The following is a 14,436-nucleotide window of genomic DNA, read 5'->3' on the forward strand; positions in this document are numbered from 1 at the left end:
GCGGGCACTCCGGGCTGCGGCAAAACGACGCTCGCGCATCAGATTATTTTCGCGAATGCCACGGCGAAGAAACCTGCGCTCTACTTCACCGTGCTCGGCGAGCCCGCGATGAAGATGCTGCGCTACCAGCAGCAGTATTCCTTCTTCGATGAGACGAAGCTGAACACCGCGATCCGCTTCATCAACCTCGCCGAGGTCGTGATGGAGAAGGATTTGAACGCGGTCTTCGAGGAGATCGCCCGGCAGGTCGCGGCGGTCGGCCCGAGCCTCGTGGTGGTGGATTCCTTCCGCACCGTGGTGCGCAAGGCGACGACCAGCGTGAGCGAACTGGAGATGCAGGTCTTCGTGCAGCGGCTCGCGCAATTTTTGACGGGGTGGGAAGCCACGACGTTTTTGGTCGGGGAATATGTCGTTGAAGAAGTGCGCGACAATCCGGTCTTCACTGTGGCCGACGGGCTCATCTGGCTCTCCCAGGTGGCGGAGCGGAACTCCGTGGTGCGCAAGCTCCAGGTCATGAAGCTGCGCGGGCAGGCTTCGGTGCCGGGGTTGCACACCATCCGCATCACCGAGCACGGCTTGCAGGCCTTTTCGCGGACCCTCGGGCTGGTCGGCAAGAAGGTGCTCCCGCAGGCGCGGCGCCGGCGTTCCATGGGCATCCCGGAGCTGGACACGATGCTCGGCGGCGGCATTCTCGAAGGCGACAGCCTGCTCATCGCGGGTCCCTCGGGCACGGGAAAATCGGCGCTCGCCACGCAGTTCATCGCCGATGGTCTGCGCCACGGCGAGCCGGGAATCATCGCCGTCTTCGAGGAGCGCCCGAACGGCTACACCGAGCGCGCCGCCGCCTTCGGACTGGACCTGAAGACCCCGCAGAAAAAGGGCATGCTCGAAATCCTCTACCTGCGCCCGCTCGACCTCTCGGTGGATGAGACGATGCAGGAGCTGCTCGAAGCCATCACGCGCGTCGGCGCGAAACGGCTGGCGATTGATTCGCTGGTCGGCTTTGAAATGGCCCTCGCGCCGAGCTTTCGCGCGGAATTCCGCGAGTCGCTCTACCGCATGATCGGCGCGCTGACCGGCGCGGGCATCACCATCCTGAGCACGGTCGAGGTCGAGGATACTTTCACCGCGATGCCCTTCAGCCATTACGCGATTTCCTTCCTCACCGACGACATCATCCGGCTGCGCTACGTGGAGATCGATGGGCAGCTTCGCAAGGTGATGGTCGTGGTGAAAATGCGCGGCGGCAATCACAGCAAAGACATCCGCGAGTATGTCATCACGGACAAAGGCGTGGTCGTCATCCATCCGCGCCAGACGGACTACTCGCGGCTGACCACCGGCCTGCCGGAGCACATCGGGCAACGGGACGAAGCGGCGCCGGAACCGAAGGCCACCCAATGAAGGCCAATCTCACCGGCACCGATCCGCCCTCCGACGATGCGCTCGCGGACATCGAGCATTTGTACGAGATGGTGGAGATGAACGAGGCGTTAACGTTCGGGGCGGTGCGCCAGCATGAACTCAGGGAGGCAGCCGAGATCCTGAACGCCCAGCTCCGCACGGAGATCAGCCAGCGCGAGCTGGCGGAAGCCGCGCTCCGGGAAAGCGAAGAGCGGTTTCGCAGTTTGTTTGCCGCCGCGCCGATGGGCGTCTCCGCGTGTGATCGGGACGGGTTCATCCAGAATTACAATTCCCTCGCCGCCGAGCTGTGGGGCCGGGAGCCGGTGTGCGGGATCGAGCGTTACTGCGGGTCCGTGCGGATGTGGCGGCCCGATGGCCGGCTATTGCCCCATGCCGAAAGCCCGATCGTGGAGGTGCTGCGCACCGGGCTCCCTGCGCTCAATGTCGAAGTCTCGATCGAAAGGCCCGATGGCTCCCGCGTCCCGGTGCTGACCAACTTCGCGGCGCTGAAAAACGACCAAATGGAAATCACTGGTGCAATCACGTCTTTCATGGATCTCACCGAGCGCAAGAAGCTGGAGCAACAGTCGCTCCGCAGCCAGCGCATGGCGAGCATCGGCACGCTGGCCGGCGGCATCGCGCACAATCTGAACAATTCCCTCGGGCCGATCGTCATGTCGCTCGACTTGCTGAAGATGAAGTTCACCGACCCCACCAGTCGGGAAATCCTGGATGTTGTCGAGACCAGCGCCCAGCGCGGCGCGGAGATGGTCCGGCAGGTTCTCTCTTTCGCCCGCGGCGTCGAGGGTGAGCGCGTGACCGTGTCGATCGCGCAACTCATCCGCGAGATAGAAAAGATCGTCCACGAAACCTTCCTGCGGCACATTGAAATCCAGACCCGTGTCCCGCCGGACCTGTCGACCGTGCTGGGCGACTCGACGCAGCTCCACCAGGTCTTGCTCAACCTCTGCCTGAACGCGCGCGACGCCATGCCGGCCGGTGGCCGGTTGGTCGTCTCCGCTGAAAATTGGGAGCTCGCCGCGGACCACCCAGGCTTGAGCGAAAATCCCCAAGCTCACGCCGGACCCTGCGTTTTATTGGAGGTCACGGACAGCGGCATGGGCATGGCGCCTCGGATCGTGGAAAACATTTTTGATCCATTTTTCACCACCAAAGAATTTGGCAAAGGCTCGGGCCTCGGCCTTTCCAGCTCCCTGGCGATCGTCAAAAGCCACGGCGGATTCATCCACGTCGCGAGCGAGCTGGGGAAAGGCACCACCTTCCAAATCTTTCTACCCGCGCAAACGGCAATCGCGGCGGCGCTGCCGCCTTCACCGGCGCTCGAATTGCCGTCCGGCAACGGTGAACTCATTCTCGTCGTAGATGACGAGGCGCCGATGCGCAAGATGACGCAGCAGACGCTCGAAGGGTTTGGCTACCGCGTCATCCTCGCCAGCGACGGTGCGGAAGCCGTGGCCATCTACAGTCAGCGGAGCACGGAAATCGCCGCCGTAGTCTCCGATATGACCATGCCCGTGATGGATGGCCCGGAAGCGATCAAAATCCTGCGGACCATGAACTCGACACTGCCGATCATCGGCGTCAGCGGGCTCGCCTCTTCCACCTACGGCCCCAAGCTCGCCCTCCTCGGCGTGAAAGATATTCTGCCGAAGCCTTACAGGACCTCCGAATTATTGATGCTGCTGAAGCACGTTCTCAAAGCAGCTGGTCCGGTGGAGAAGCGTTCACCCCTCAGCGGTTCGCCTTAACGGCGATCAGTATGGATGCCGAACTGCCAGCCCTGAAGCCGCCCGCTAATCTCTTGCGACTGCATGAGCAGACCGTCGCGATGAATGAAGCGCTGATCCTCGGAGCCGTGCGCCAGCATGAACTCACGGAGGCAGCGGATCATCTGAATGCGCAGCTCCGGGAAGAAAGCGCTGCGCGCCAAAAAACAGCTCGCGAGTTGGCGGAAAAAGCCCGCCTCCTCGACTTGAGCAATGACGCCATCATTGTGCGCGATATGGAGGGCAAGATCCGTTACTGGAATCATGGGGCCGCGGAACTTTACGGTTGGTCGCGAGAAGAGGCGCTCGGAAAATTCAGCCACCGCCTGCTTCAAACAAAATTCCCGACGCCTGTCGAGGAACTGACTGACGTGTTGCATCGGACGGGGCACTGGATAGGGGAACTGGTCCATACGACTCGCGACGGTCGGTGCATCACCGTATTCGCGCGCAAGACACTGGATTACGATGGGGAGGGGAACGCCGTGGCAGTCATGGAAAACCTCACCGATATTACTGCACGCCGCACGTTGGAGGATTCGCTTGCCGCGCGTGCCGTGGAGCTGGCCCGCGCCGATCGCAGTAAAGACGAATTCCTCGCCATGCTCGCCCACGAGTTACGCAATCCCCTCGCGCCACTGCGCAATGCCGCGGAGATTTTGCAAACGGCAAACGCCACGGAGGACGAGCGGAGACAGGCTCAGAACATCATCGGCCGGCAGATCGAAAATATGAGTCGGATGATCGACGATCTGCTCGATGTCTCACGCATCACCGAGGGGAAGATCGAACTGCGCAAAAAGCCCGTGCCGCTTGAGGCAATCCTCACCGCCGCGACCAGTCTCGTGCATTCCGGCTGCGACGCCCGTCATCAAGACCTGGCCGTATCGATGCCCGCCGAACCGGTCTTTCTAAATGCCGACGGCACCCGCCTCGAACAGGTGTTCACCAATCTCCTCAACAACGCGTGCAAGTACAGCGGTGACGGCTGCCATATTTCCTTGAGCGCCGAGCGCGCCGCCGGCGTCGAGCCGCCGGAGGTCATCGTCCGCGTGCGCGACGACGGAGCCGGAATCGCTCCAGAGCTGCTCCCTCGCGTCTTCGATCTTTTCGTGCAGGCGACCCGCGCCCTTGACCGCGCCCACGGAGGCCTCGGCATAGGCCTCACTCTCGTCAGTCGGCTCGTGAAGCTGCACGGAGGCAGTGTCGAAGCGCACAGCGGGGGACTCGACCAGGGCAGCGAATTCGTCGTCCGCCTGCCAATTCTCCGCCGGGCGCCTCCGCCCACCCCGCCGCCGCCGCCCGTGGCGCGCGAAATCTCCCGGCGCCTCCTCATCGTCGATGATAACACTGATTCGGCGCGCAGTATGGCGATTCTCCAGGCGAGACGCGGGCACGTCACACGCACCGCCTTCACTGGCCCCGATGCGCTCACCGCCGCCGCCGAGTTCCTGCCCGAAGTCGTGCTCCTCGACATTGGGCTGCCCGGCATGGACGGCTTTGAAGTCGCCCGCCACCTGCGCGCCATGCCCGCCCTGGCCGGCGTCTTCCTCATCGCCATGACCGGCTACGCCAGCCCCGAAGACCTGCTGGCCGCGAAGCAGGCCGGCTTCGACGAGCACCTCGTCAAGCCCGTGGATCTGGACATCCTTCGCGTATGGCTGCGGAGCCGCGTTCAGAACTGACGTGGAAACGGCTGACATAGAATCCGTGCACGACTTTTACGCCGGTTCCGTCATCCGCTTGATGGGAGCCGCCGTGTTATTCGTATTCGTCGCCTGACATAGTCGCCCGAAGTTGCCGCTCCCGTTATTCCCGCGGGGAATAGGAACACCGATAATCGGAGAACCGGCTAAGGCTTGGGTCGATTCCGGGCGTCGGTAGGGCTGATTTCGACGGGGACTATCAGCCCATTGAACGGCTCCAGCGGCGCGGTGTCGCTCATGCCTTGCGCGCCGTCGCGATAGGTCGTGGCGGAGGAGGCGTGGACAAAGCGCGCGTCATTCACGAGCGACCAGACGGCGAGGTCTTTGGTGAAATCGAAGTTGTTGCGGATGAGAAAGGCCGCGTCGCGTTCCATCGTCGCCGAGCACGCGCCGAGGTGCAGCACCGTGTCGAATCTCCCGAGCGTGCCGCTTTGGTGCAGCAGATGCACCTGCGTGCTGACCCCCGCCCGGCGGATGTTTGTTGGACCTTTGCTCAGCCTCCGTGGGAACTCCGGGGAGGCTTCGTGTCGGCCAAGTAGGTCGGTGCCACCTCGCTAGTCTAGCGCTCGCTCCCGCTCATTTGGCGCGGTGCCTCAGAAGGAGAAAAAGGCGTTTGTTCGCTGCCCGGCGCTGCGCGCTGGGGTTGCCGCTAAGGCGCGTGCGAGCGGGATTTTCCGCGCCGCTGGGCCATCAACGTGGCGAACGCCTCATCGCGGAATCGTGGAGAATTCGCCCACTGCCAAAGACGTGTGGGACACAGCTCGCAAGCGATAGGGGGAGGCTAAAGCTTGGTCTCAAATTCCACCAATCGCTCCAGGGCATCCAAAAATTCCCGGAACGCTTCGGCCGGAAGCATGATCGTGTCACGGCGACCGCCCACATCCTCGGTGATCTTTAAGAAGCGACCGCGCTGGTTCTCCTTGAGGTCGAGGAAGAAGATTTTCCTCTCGATGACAATTTTCTCTGAGGCGATCGGTGGGATTGATACTCTCGGCTCGGGGTCGGGGTGCATATTGTTCAGGCTGCGGTTACGAAATAGCTGCCCTATCTAGCTTGCAGCGCCGAGCCCGGTCAATTGTGAAGCCACGTCGCCCCCTAGAACCAGCTTCTGCGCATCCAGCCGACCCTGGGAGCGCCGCATTGTTCGCCGGGCAAGCCATCTCTACTCGGGGTTAAATTTCCTCCTCCGGGGACAATGACTGGTACTTTCGAGCAACGCTGTTTCTCGCACCCTTCGACTGCCCCTCCGACCTGCGCCCGTGTTGTGTTCGCGATAACTCGTGTCCAACACAAAGATTCACCGTTGATCGCGCACCGCACTGCCGCTTAGAGGTGGCTCGCGCATCGCTAGAAATTTTGCCGCCATCGACGGCCGGATGATATCGCGGCTTCGCGGTGCTGCGCTGCCACCTCGACTGCGCGCAAGATCGCGCGAAAAACGAGCCGCCTTAAAATCGCTTTCGGTTATCCAAGTGTTTGAGAAGTCGTGCACAGCTTGGAGATCGAGCATAGCGATGATTTGCTTTCCCAAAACTTCCTCAATTTCACGGCGCAAAAAGCTCAGCTTCAATTCCGTCAGTGGGATGGCGCGCGTTCCGACGAGACGGAGTTCGTCGCATGCGTAAATGCCGATGTTCAGTCTCCCGCTGGATTTAATCGAAACGAACAAGGCCGCCGGCGAGAGTTGCAGACTCACAGCGTCCAGCCCCTCCCCGCGAATGACATGCACGGACTGTTCGTAGGAGATGAAGAAGAGAGCGACGAGTTCTTCCCAAGTCATGCTGTTCAGGTGCGGCGCGCTATTTCTTTTTTTCGAGTTTCCCTTTCTTCGCCCTCTTGCCCCTCGGAATCGGTGCACGCTTTCGTTCCATCGTTCTGTCCAGAAAGTCGTTGACCTTTTCCAATGGATCGACGCTTGGAAGTAGGTCGTTAAAACTCACCTTGAAGACGCGCACAAAATACAGTTGCTGGAAATCACTGACATGAACCAAGCGGCATTCGATCTTCGAGAGTTGGCTGCGATCAATATCCCAACCGGCAAGCTGCAGCCTTACCGCCAGGTCGGATTGACTCCAACCGAGGCGGTCCCGCCTTTTCCTTATTTCCGTTCCGATGAGGTTCTTATACAGCATGCCGCTGCGCGCGGCATGAGCAGTATCGGCAGCGGTTTCGGCATGTGCGCCCGTTTGAGCGCAAAATGAAACGCACAGTGCAGTTGTGGTTTCAGTCTCCTCCTCGTCTGCCTTCGACGGGCGTGCCACGAAGGTTGGCGCCTTGGCTTCAAGGCGACCCTACGCAAACCCCGCGGTTCCTCGGCGGGACGGAAGTGCGAGATCGAGATCCCGACCGACCACCAACTCGCACACGCCGCGCGAACCGTTTCTGAAAAGTAGCCTCCCTCCATTCCTGCCGGGTGAATCAGTCCAGTCCCTGGTGCAATTCCCGCCACTTGCAGCGAAGCGCCGTTTGGAAGCGCCCGAGATAATCGACGGTCATGTTCCATGAGCCGGCTTCAATCCGCTGCAACGAGCGTAGGTCAACATCGGCGAGTTCCGCCAGTTGCTCCTGCGTCAGTTTCGCACGCAACCGGAGACGGTGAATGTTGCGAGCTACGACGTTGTGCGGTTTTAACGGCTCTGCCACCCGTCATTAAATGCCGTATGACGGTTCTCTTGAGAGCGGTAGGATATGCCTCATTCTGCATTCGCACCGTAAATGGCAGCCCGGATCGTTTCGGCGGGATCGTCAGAATTTCACGAGGGCAACGCGCTCCCGCATCTCGGCGCTGCCTGAGAGTGCAAGTTCCCCGGACGAAACTCACGACTCCAGCTTCGAAACGCTCAACGCACCGAGGTTGTTTCCGGCGACTTGAATAACTCGCAGACGAGTTCTTCACAACCGGTGGGGCTAGAGCCGGACATTTTTCTTCGGTGTCCTCGCCCCGCCGGTTGGCGCCGCCAGAACAACCCGGATGCGATCATTCGGACTGCAACGGAGGGTTCGAGGAGTTTGCTTTGCAAACCTGCGCCGGAACCAGCGCAAGGCGCTTGGGATATCGTGTTACGGATCTCCACATCATGAAGATTTTGACGCATCGGAATCTAGTCGGACCGATCATCAGCCGATTGCGGCGAAAGCGAGGTTGGACGCAGGCCGATTTTGCCGTTCACCTTCAGCTTGCCGGCTGGAATATCAGCCGGAGCGGGGTCGCGAAAATGGAAGCGCAACTCGTGCAGGTCGGCGACCACGAACTTTGCTATCTACGCCAGGTCTTGCGGGTGGACGTGAAGGAATTGTTTCCGCCACTCGATCCCCACAAGTCCATCCGCGAAGGGATCGCCGAGTTGTGGAACAAGGAGTCTGCGGGAGCCCTTGCCGCTACGTGAATTGGGTTTAGGACGCGCTCGTTTGCCGTCGGATTTTTTAGAACGACCTTATGCTCCGCGTCGAAATTCCAGATGACCTGCTGATTCGCGCCGTGAGTGATGCGGTCGAGCGGCAGCTCTCGCGCATCAACGAATTCACCGGCTACGTCGATCTAAAAGGGGCCTGCAAATACCTGTCCGTAGGTGAATCGCAGTTCAAAGAATGGGTGCGGCTCGGTTACATCCACCCGCGCAAAGTCAGCTCCCATCTTGTGCGCTACCGGCTTAAGGAACTCGAGAATTTCATGGAAGACTTCCTGATTAAATCGCGGGCTTAGGCAGCGCGTTGGAGTATTGGCTTTGACGTTTTGTGCGCAGAGCGAGTCACCGTCGGGAGCACAGAAAACCACTCCGCTGCCTGTTTTTCAGTCACCAGTTCTCGGTAGTTGCGGAAGAGCATTGTGGGCGAATTTCCCATCTCCAATGCCACCCGTGCCGCGTCCTTAATGTCGGCCAGACGGTAGCTCGCGTAGCTGTGCCGCAATGCGTTCGGTTTCCAAGTGAATTCAACGACTTCATCACCTTCTTTGATGCCGTTCTTGCAAAACCGCTGCCGTGCCTCGCAGAGGACATCGTTCCGCGTATACCCGACGACATGGCCGGACTTTTGACGGAGCGGCAGCAGCCAGGCGGCGAGCGCGGGCAGCAGCGGCACGAGCCGACGTGAGGCGGTCTTAGCCTTTTCCGCGGCGACCTCGATAAAGCCTTGCTCAAAACGAAGATCGCTCCAATCAAGCCGCATGATTTCCTGACTGCGCAGGCCCGCCAGTGCGCCAATGGCAAAAAACGGCAGCAGTTTTGCCGGGGCTTGTGAGAGCAGCAATCGCAGCTCTTTCGGCGTGTAGATTTCAATCGCCCCCTCTCCCGGGCTCGCCGCGGCAACATCCTCAACGACCGTCGGCTCATTCCGTGGCAGGTAGCGCTTGGCGCGGGCGTAGCGGAATAGCTGGAGGACGGCATTGCGGTAGTTGTTCCGCGTGCGCCCGCTGACCTTGAGGCCGTTCAACCAGACCTCAATTTCGTGCGTGCTGATTTGATCAATGCGGCCGGGAAACGCCGCAGCGAATTTGTTCATCCGGTATTTCCGATCTTCCAGATGAAAAAAGCCCACGCCCTCAACCCGCTTTGAAGTGAGAAATTCTTCGGCTACTTCCGAGACCGTTTTCGTAACGATGAGCGGAATTTTGCCGCGTCCCGCGGTCCACTCCTCAACCGCAGTCAACAGTGACACCCCTAACGGCACGAGCTTGCCTTTGGCGAGCCGATAGTCCTCGACTTCCGCGAGCGTCATAGGCTCCTCATGCGCTCGACCCGTGGCAATTTGAGCGATGAGCTTCCGCGCTTCGATTTTTGCGGCTTCAAGCGAAGTCCGCGTAATTCTTTTTCGCGTCTTTCCGAGCAGCATATCGACGCAATAGCGCCCGTCTGAGAACTCGTAGATTGGGACGGAGATGTTCCCCTCTTTGACTTCGATGCGTTTCGTTTTCACAGAGGGGAATCTAGCGCTTTGTCACGTTTTTGTCACGCTGAATCTCGAATCGCCTGCAAACCCTGATGTTTACAAGCGACCCTAACGGGATTCGAACCCGTGTTACTCCCGTGAAAGGGGAGTGTCCTAGGCCACTGGACGATAGGGTCTTTCTTGGAAAAGAGCGCGGGAATTTGCCGGGGTTGCAACCCCCTTGCAAGCAGATTTCTCGATATCTCCCGAGGCCACAACCCACAACCCAGACGGGAGTGGTCGTTCCCGGGCGATTTCGGGTCTCGCACGCCTGTCACCTTGCCTCTATTGACGTCCTCCGCCTGCTCAGCCGATAATTCCCCCGGCATCCTTCCCATTGTGACTCCAAAAATGATCCGGAAATTCTGTTCTCTCCTCGTCGTCCCCTCCTTGCTGTTGGGCCTGCTGGCTTCCTGCGATGAAAAACCGAAGCGTCAGGTCAAGAAGCCCGACGGCACGGAGAAGAAATCGCTCGGCTCGCCGGATACGCGCTTCGTCGAGGCGCGGTCGCAGATGATCAATGGCCATTTTGCCGAGGCGGCGGATGCGCTCGGGGCCATCTCGGCGGAGCCGAAGATCCGGCAGCCGCTCCTGAACTGGATCGATTTTCACCAAGGCCTGGCGCTGATGCTCGCCGGCAAGGAAGACGAGGCGCAACTGGTGTTCGGCAAGATCGAGACGCGCGGCCCGTTCACGACGGCCGGGTCGGATTCGCAGGTCGCGACGTTCTTCATGAAGGTGGCAACGTTGTTGCACTCGAAGGAGCCCATCGCGCCGACGGAAGGCAAAGACTACGACAAGTGGTCGTATGAGGGGATCGCGGTGCTGGCGTTTGCGATGAAGGATTGGAACCTCGAGAAGTACGATGAGGCGACGGCGCTGTTCCGCCAGTTCACCGACGTGGCGCCGGAGAAGATGGTCGACTGGGCCGATGGGCCGGAGGATCTCCGCAAGCTGAAGGAGATGGGCGACAATTTTGTGAACGACTACAAGCTGTTCGTGCCGGCAAATGAAGCGCTGCAGGCGGCGAAGACGCCGCAGGAACAGAACGACGCCGTGGAGGCCGCAAAAGCGGCGCGGGCCAAGATGAAGCTGACCACGAAGATGAGCAACGCACTCGACACCCAGATCGCCGACATCGGGCCGAAGGCGAAGGCCATGCTGGCCGAAATGTCGAAGGCGAACGCCGAGGAGATGGCCGCCGACGCCAAGGCCTTCGGCGACGCCAAGGAGAAGCGCAACGATCTCCTAGAGAAATTCCAATTCACCGAGGCGCGGACGGCGATTATGGATCCCGCGCTCAAGACCGAACAAGCGCGCGACGAACAGACTCTCCTGGCGAAGAAGACGCAGTGGCTGGCCAACTACAAATCGCAACTGGTCGAGGACCTGGCCAAGAAAGGTTACGCGGCGCCGTTCACCAAGAAGTCGGGAGACAAGGTGCTGGGCGGCGTGGCCCAGGCAGACGATCAGCAATTGACGCTCAAGGCGGTGCGCATCCCTTTGCCGTGGGCGGATGTCTCGCTGGATGCCGCCTACGAAATGGGCACGTCTTTTATCCAGCCCGATATGCCACCGGACATCGCCGCGTTCCGCAAATGGCATCTCGGTGTCTTTGCCTTCTACGCGGGGAAAAAGAAAGAAGGCCTCGATCTGCTGCGTGAGGCGGCGAAGCTCCGTCCGGTTTTCAAGGACGAGCTGCCGCTCTTCGAGAACGCGAGCGGGCCGTATTGAGGGCAAAAGCAAAGTTGTTCACCGCGTACTGATGAAAGAAAATATTTTTGGCAGACATTCTCTTCATCTTCATTGTGTGAATAACCTCGTCTTAAAGCGTTCCACTCATACTGGTGCGTGGTTCCACGCCGATGGGAGGGGGCGAATAACTTTCTCCGAACCGGCGAACGGGAACCAATAGAACCGGCCACCCCGGGTTTATTGGTCGGTCATTCACAGTTGTTGGGTAGTTATTGGGAATTCGATTGGGCGCCGTCGCGGTGGCCATCACGGGCGGACCAGAGCCCTTTCGCCAGCGCATCGCGAGCGGCTGCGGTCTCCGCTTCTTTTTTGCTACGCCCTTCGCCAGAGCCGAGCTCGAGACCGTCCCACACGATTTTGGCCACGAAGAGCTTTTGATGCTCGGGACCGGATTGATCGATGATCGGGTAGGTGGGGCTGACCGGTGAAATAGACTGGAGCAGCTCTTGCAGACGCCCTTTCGGATTGTTGTCCGGTGGATCGATCTCCAGATCTTCGAGGAGCTCCCGGGACTCCGTGAGCACGATGCGGCGAACGGTGACGAAATCGCTGTCCAGATACATCGCGCCGATCAGGGCTTCGAAAGCGTCCGAGAGCGTGGAGGCGCGCTCCCGTCCGCCGCTGGCCTCCTCGCCGCGGCCCATCATCAGGTATTTGCCCACCCCGATGCGCTCGGCGAGCACCCGGAGACCCTCGCGCGAGACGATGCGGGCGCGAATCTTGGTCAGTTGTCCTTCGCTCAGGCTGGGGAATTGATCGAAAAGATACTCCGTGAAGATCAACTGCAGCACCGCATCGCCGAGGAATTCGAGTCGCTGATTGTCGAAGTGATGGCGTTGCGTTTCGTGCCCGAGACTGGGATGGGTGAGCGCCTCCGCCAGCAGGAGGGAATTGCGAAATTTGTATTTGATGCGCTGTTCGAGCGGGTTCATGAGGGGCCGGCCAGCCATTCTATGCACGCAGGCGGCGATATCGGCAAACGCCAAGTGGCGCACATTGACCATGGCGCCAGTCTGTGGGATAGCAGGCACCATTCGCGCCGTTGCCATGTCGCCTGAACATCCAGCATCACCACCCGTTGCGCCCCGCAGCCCATGGGCCCGCGTGGTCACATGGCTCACGGTGGTCGTGTTGCTCGTGGTGGCCGGCTGGTGGGTGCTGCAACGGGTGACCAGCATGCCGGGCGCCGCGCTCGACAAGGGAGTCAACCTCGTCAAGGAACTCGGCCAGCAGGCGGCGACCGTCGCGCGGGCATTTCGCGAGAAGACGGTTCATCAAGAATTCCTGAGTTCCGCGGTGACGTTGACCGGCACGAGCCGGTTGCAGGTCGCGACGTTGAAAGAGCAGGAGACCTTCCGCCGCAAGGAAAGCGACAGCATCGCCTGGGGAGTCATCGCCCTGCCGAGCATCGTCGTGCAGGCGGACGTGCCGGTGGAATACGGCTACTACCTGGATTTCAACGGCCCTTGGGAATTCGCGCAGACCGATGGGGTCGTGACGGCCTATCCGCCGCCCATCCAGCCCAATACCCCGGCGGCCGACATCTCGAAGCTGACCTTCTACACCCTCGAGGGCCACATCTGGCAGGACGACAAGGCGGTGCGCGACCGCCTGCAGGGCAGCCTCAGTGCCGCGTTGCGCGACCGGGCCGTGGAGCACATCCCCTTGGTGCGTGAAATCGCCCGGCGGCAATTGCAGACCTTCGTGGAAAAATGGCTGGCCGATTCCTTCAGCGACGGCCGTGCGTTCCACGTGAAAGTCGTTTTTCCCGACGAGCGCCCCGCGCCGCCTACGGATACCCTGAAACCAGCGCTCCCGTCCGCGAAATAATCCAAATGGGGTGGCCAACGGGACTCGAACCCGCAACAACCAGAACCACAATCTGGAGCTCTACCATTGAGCTATGGCCACCATTTGGAGCCGCGCAAGATAGCAAAAGCCGCCCGCTTGCCAACCGGTTTGTTTTGCCATCGTCGAGACGACCGGAAGAGACCCCTGCGCCGAAGTGAGGATGAGCGCGGCAAGAGTTTGCCACCCGTCGCACAATCGGTTGCAATTGTCCCGCACTCACCCACCTTACTTTTTATGGACGAATCGAATGAAACGCCGCGTTCCGCCGGCTGCTGTGACTGGAGAAAAACCGTCGACGACCTGAGTTCCTGCACGGAGAAATTTGTGCGGGAGGATCCCGCCAAGGCGGTGGGTGTCGCGCTGTTCGCCGGCGTGTTGCTCACGGTGCTGCCCGTCGGGCGGCTCATCTCCGCACTGGTGCGCCTGGCCTTCGCCCTGGCCCGTCCGCTGTTGCTCGTCCTCGGCGGGGTGAAACTTTACGAGGAATACCAAAAGAAACAAAAGCCGTGAGCCTGCGGGCCGCGGAATTTCGCTTATGAACACGCAAGACGCCAAAGAACGTGCGCAGGATCTGCTGCGCGAAACGGACAATTGCATCCGCGCCAATCCGGTGCCCGCGATCCTGACGGCCTTGGGCGTCGGCTTTGCCATCGGCGTGCTGACCCGCTTTGTCGAACCGGCGCCGCGCCGCGAGCCGTGGCATGATGTCATCGACGATATCCGCGACGCCCTCTCGACCGGCGCCAAGCGCGGGAGAAAAGTTTACTCCCAGACCAGCGACGTCGTGCGCGACGCCGTGGAGCAGGCCGTGGAAAAAGCCCGCGATATCGAAGTCGATCCCGTGATGAAGTGGTGGAAGCGGCTCTGGTCGTAGCAGACGCGGCGTTTTGCAAAGTGGCCGGGAAATAATTGCCGTTTCCCTCGCGGTGTCATTCTGAGCGGAGTGTAACGGAGTCGAAGAACCCCGTCGCTCTACGAACGATGATCGCTGGTTGTTCGACGGGATT

The 14,436-nt window shown here is 60.5% G+C and carries 15 protein-coding genes, 2 tRNA genes and 1 pseudogene; 9 read left to right on the forward strand and 9 right to left on the reverse strand.

All coding sequences use genetic code 11. From position 1 onward, the window contains the following. The 3 genes from ABJF10_RS21100 to ABJF10_RS21110 form a co-directional block, all read left to right on the forward strand. Positions 1 to 1,404, forward strand: a 1,404-nt coding sequence (locus tag ABJF10_RS21100; RefSeq protein WP_348546589.1) for an ATPase domain-containing protein, incomplete at its 5' end; no start/stop codon positions are given. Then, positions 1,401 to 3,173 (forward strand): ATP-binding protein, encoded by a 1,773-nt coding sequence (locus ABJF10_RS21105; protein ID WP_348546590.1) that lies wholly within the window; start codon positions 1,401 to 1,403, stop codon positions 3,171 to 3,173. The genes ABJF10_RS21100 and ABJF10_RS21105, both read left to right, overlap by 4 nt. A 254-nt stretch (positions 3,174 to 3,427) precedes the next feature. Continuing rightward, positions 3,428 to 4,876, forward strand: coding sequence for an ATP-binding protein (locus ABJF10_RS21110; protein WP_348546603.1), 1,449 nt, complete (start codon positions 3,428 to 3,430; stop codon positions 4,874 to 4,876). 233 nt (positions 4,877 to 5,109) lie between these two features. Here ABJF10_RS21110 and ABJF10_RS21115 read toward each other — a convergent pair. The 5 genes and pseudogenes from ABJF10_RS21115 to ABJF10_RS21135 all read right to left on the reverse strand — a co-directional run. Then, positions 5,110 to 5,310 (reverse strand): annotated as a pseudogene (locus ABJF10_RS21115) (NAD-dependent epimerase/dehydratase family protein); the annotation flags it as partial. Positions 5,311 to 5,678: 368 nt separating this feature from the next. Continuing rightward, entirely contained in the window at positions 5,679 to 5,909 is a 231-nt protein-coding gene (locus ABJF10_RS21120; protein WP_348546591.1) for a PUR family DNA/RNA-binding protein, read from the reverse strand. 285 nt (positions 5,910 to 6,194) lie between these two features. Then, complete coding sequence (locus ABJF10_RS21125) at positions 6,195 to 6,677, reverse strand: hypothetical protein (protein ID WP_348546592.1); 483 nt, start codon at positions 6,675 to 6,677, stop codon at positions 6,195 to 6,197. A gap of 19 nt (positions 6,678 to 6,696) precedes the next feature. Then, on the reverse strand, positions 6,697 to 7,158 hold the full coding sequence (locus ABJF10_RS21130; RefSeq protein WP_348546593.1) for a helix-turn-helix transcriptional regulator: 462 nt from the start codon (positions 7,156 to 7,158) through the stop codon (positions 6,697 to 6,699). A 157-nt stretch (positions 7,159 to 7,315) separates the two neighbouring features. After that, positions 7,316 to 7,540 carry a helix-turn-helix transcriptional regulator gene (locus ABJF10_RS21135; protein WP_348546594.1) on the reverse strand — a complete coding sequence of 75 codons (225 nt, stop codon included), beginning with the start codon at positions 7,538 to 7,540 and terminating at the stop codon, positions 7,316 to 7,318. Positions 7,541 to 7,974: 434 nt separating this feature from the next. On the opposite strand from ABJF10_RS21135, the gene ABJF10_RS21140 reads away from it, so the two are divergent. Both ABJF10_RS21140 and ABJF10_RS21145 read left to right on the forward strand, forming a co-directional pair. Next, positions 7,975 to 8,283 (forward strand): helix-turn-helix transcriptional regulator, encoded by a 309-nt coding sequence (locus ABJF10_RS21140; protein WP_348546595.1) that lies wholly within the window; start codon positions 7,975 to 7,977, stop codon positions 8,281 to 8,283. Positions 8,284 to 8,333: 50 nt separating this feature from the next. After that, entirely contained in the window at positions 8,334 to 8,600 is a 267-nt protein-coding gene (locus ABJF10_RS21145; protein WP_348546596.1) for a hypothetical protein, read from the forward strand. Here ABJF10_RS21145 and ABJF10_RS21150 read toward each other — a convergent pair. Further along, complete coding sequence (locus ABJF10_RS21150; protein WP_348546597.1) at positions 8,597 to 9,811, reverse strand: tyrosine-type recombinase/integrase; 1,215 nt, start codon at positions 9,809 to 9,811, stop codon at positions 8,597 to 8,599. The genes ABJF10_RS21145 and ABJF10_RS21150 overlap by 4 nt on opposite strands. A 76-nt stretch (positions 9,812 to 9,887) precedes the next feature. After that, a tRNA-Glu gene (locus tag ABJF10_RS21155) sits at positions 9,888 to 9,960 on the reverse strand. 214 nt (positions 9,961 to 10,174) lie between these two features. Here ABJF10_RS21155 and ABJF10_RS21160 point away from each other — a divergent pair. Beyond that, entirely contained in the window at positions 10,175 to 11,557 is a 1,383-nt protein-coding gene (locus ABJF10_RS21160; protein ID WP_348546598.1) for a hypothetical protein, read from the forward strand. A gap of 230 nt (positions 11,558 to 11,787) precedes the next feature. On the opposite strand, the gene rnc is transcribed toward ABJF10_RS21160, so the two are convergent. Further along, on the reverse strand, positions 11,788 to 12,510 hold the full coding sequence (gene rnc, locus ABJF10_RS21165; RefSeq protein ID WP_348546599.1) for a ribonuclease III: 723 nt from the start codon (positions 12,508 to 12,510) through the stop codon (positions 11,788 to 11,790). 115 nt (positions 12,511 to 12,625) lie between these two features. Here rnc and ABJF10_RS21170 point away from each other — a divergent pair, with 115 nt between their 5' ends. Further along, entirely contained in the window at positions 12,626 to 13,408 is a 783-nt protein-coding gene (locus tag ABJF10_RS21170) for a hypothetical protein (RefSeq protein WP_348546600.1), read from the forward strand. Positions 13,409 to 13,414: 6 nt separating this feature from the next. Here ABJF10_RS21170 and ABJF10_RS21175 read toward each other — a convergent pair. Continuing rightward, a tRNA-His gene (locus ABJF10_RS21175) sits at positions 13,415 to 13,489 on the reverse strand. A gap of 174 nt (positions 13,490 to 13,663) precedes the next feature. Between ABJF10_RS21175 and ABJF10_RS21180 the strand changes: the two genes are divergently transcribed. Both ABJF10_RS21180 and ABJF10_RS21185 read left to right on the forward strand, forming a co-directional pair. Further along, positions 13,664 to 13,939 carry a hypothetical protein gene (locus ABJF10_RS21180; RefSeq protein WP_348546601.1) on the forward strand — a complete coding sequence of 92 codons (276 nt, stop codon included), beginning with the start codon at positions 13,664 to 13,666 and terminating at the stop codon, positions 13,937 to 13,939. A 25-nt stretch (positions 13,940 to 13,964) separates the two neighbouring features. Continuing rightward, the gene (locus tag ABJF10_RS21185; protein WP_348546602.1) at positions 13,965 to 14,303 is read left to right on the forward strand and encodes a hypothetical protein; all 339 of its coding nucleotides are present in this window, start codon (positions 13,965 to 13,967) and stop codon (positions 14,301 to 14,303) included. The last annotated feature ends 133 nt before the right edge of the window (positions 14,304 to 14,436 follow it).

This window comes from Chthoniobacter sp. (assembly GCF_040003245.1).
Taxonomy (GTDB): Bacteria; Verrucomicrobiota; Verrucomicrobiia; order Chthoniobacterales; family Chthoniobacteraceae; genus Chthoniobacter.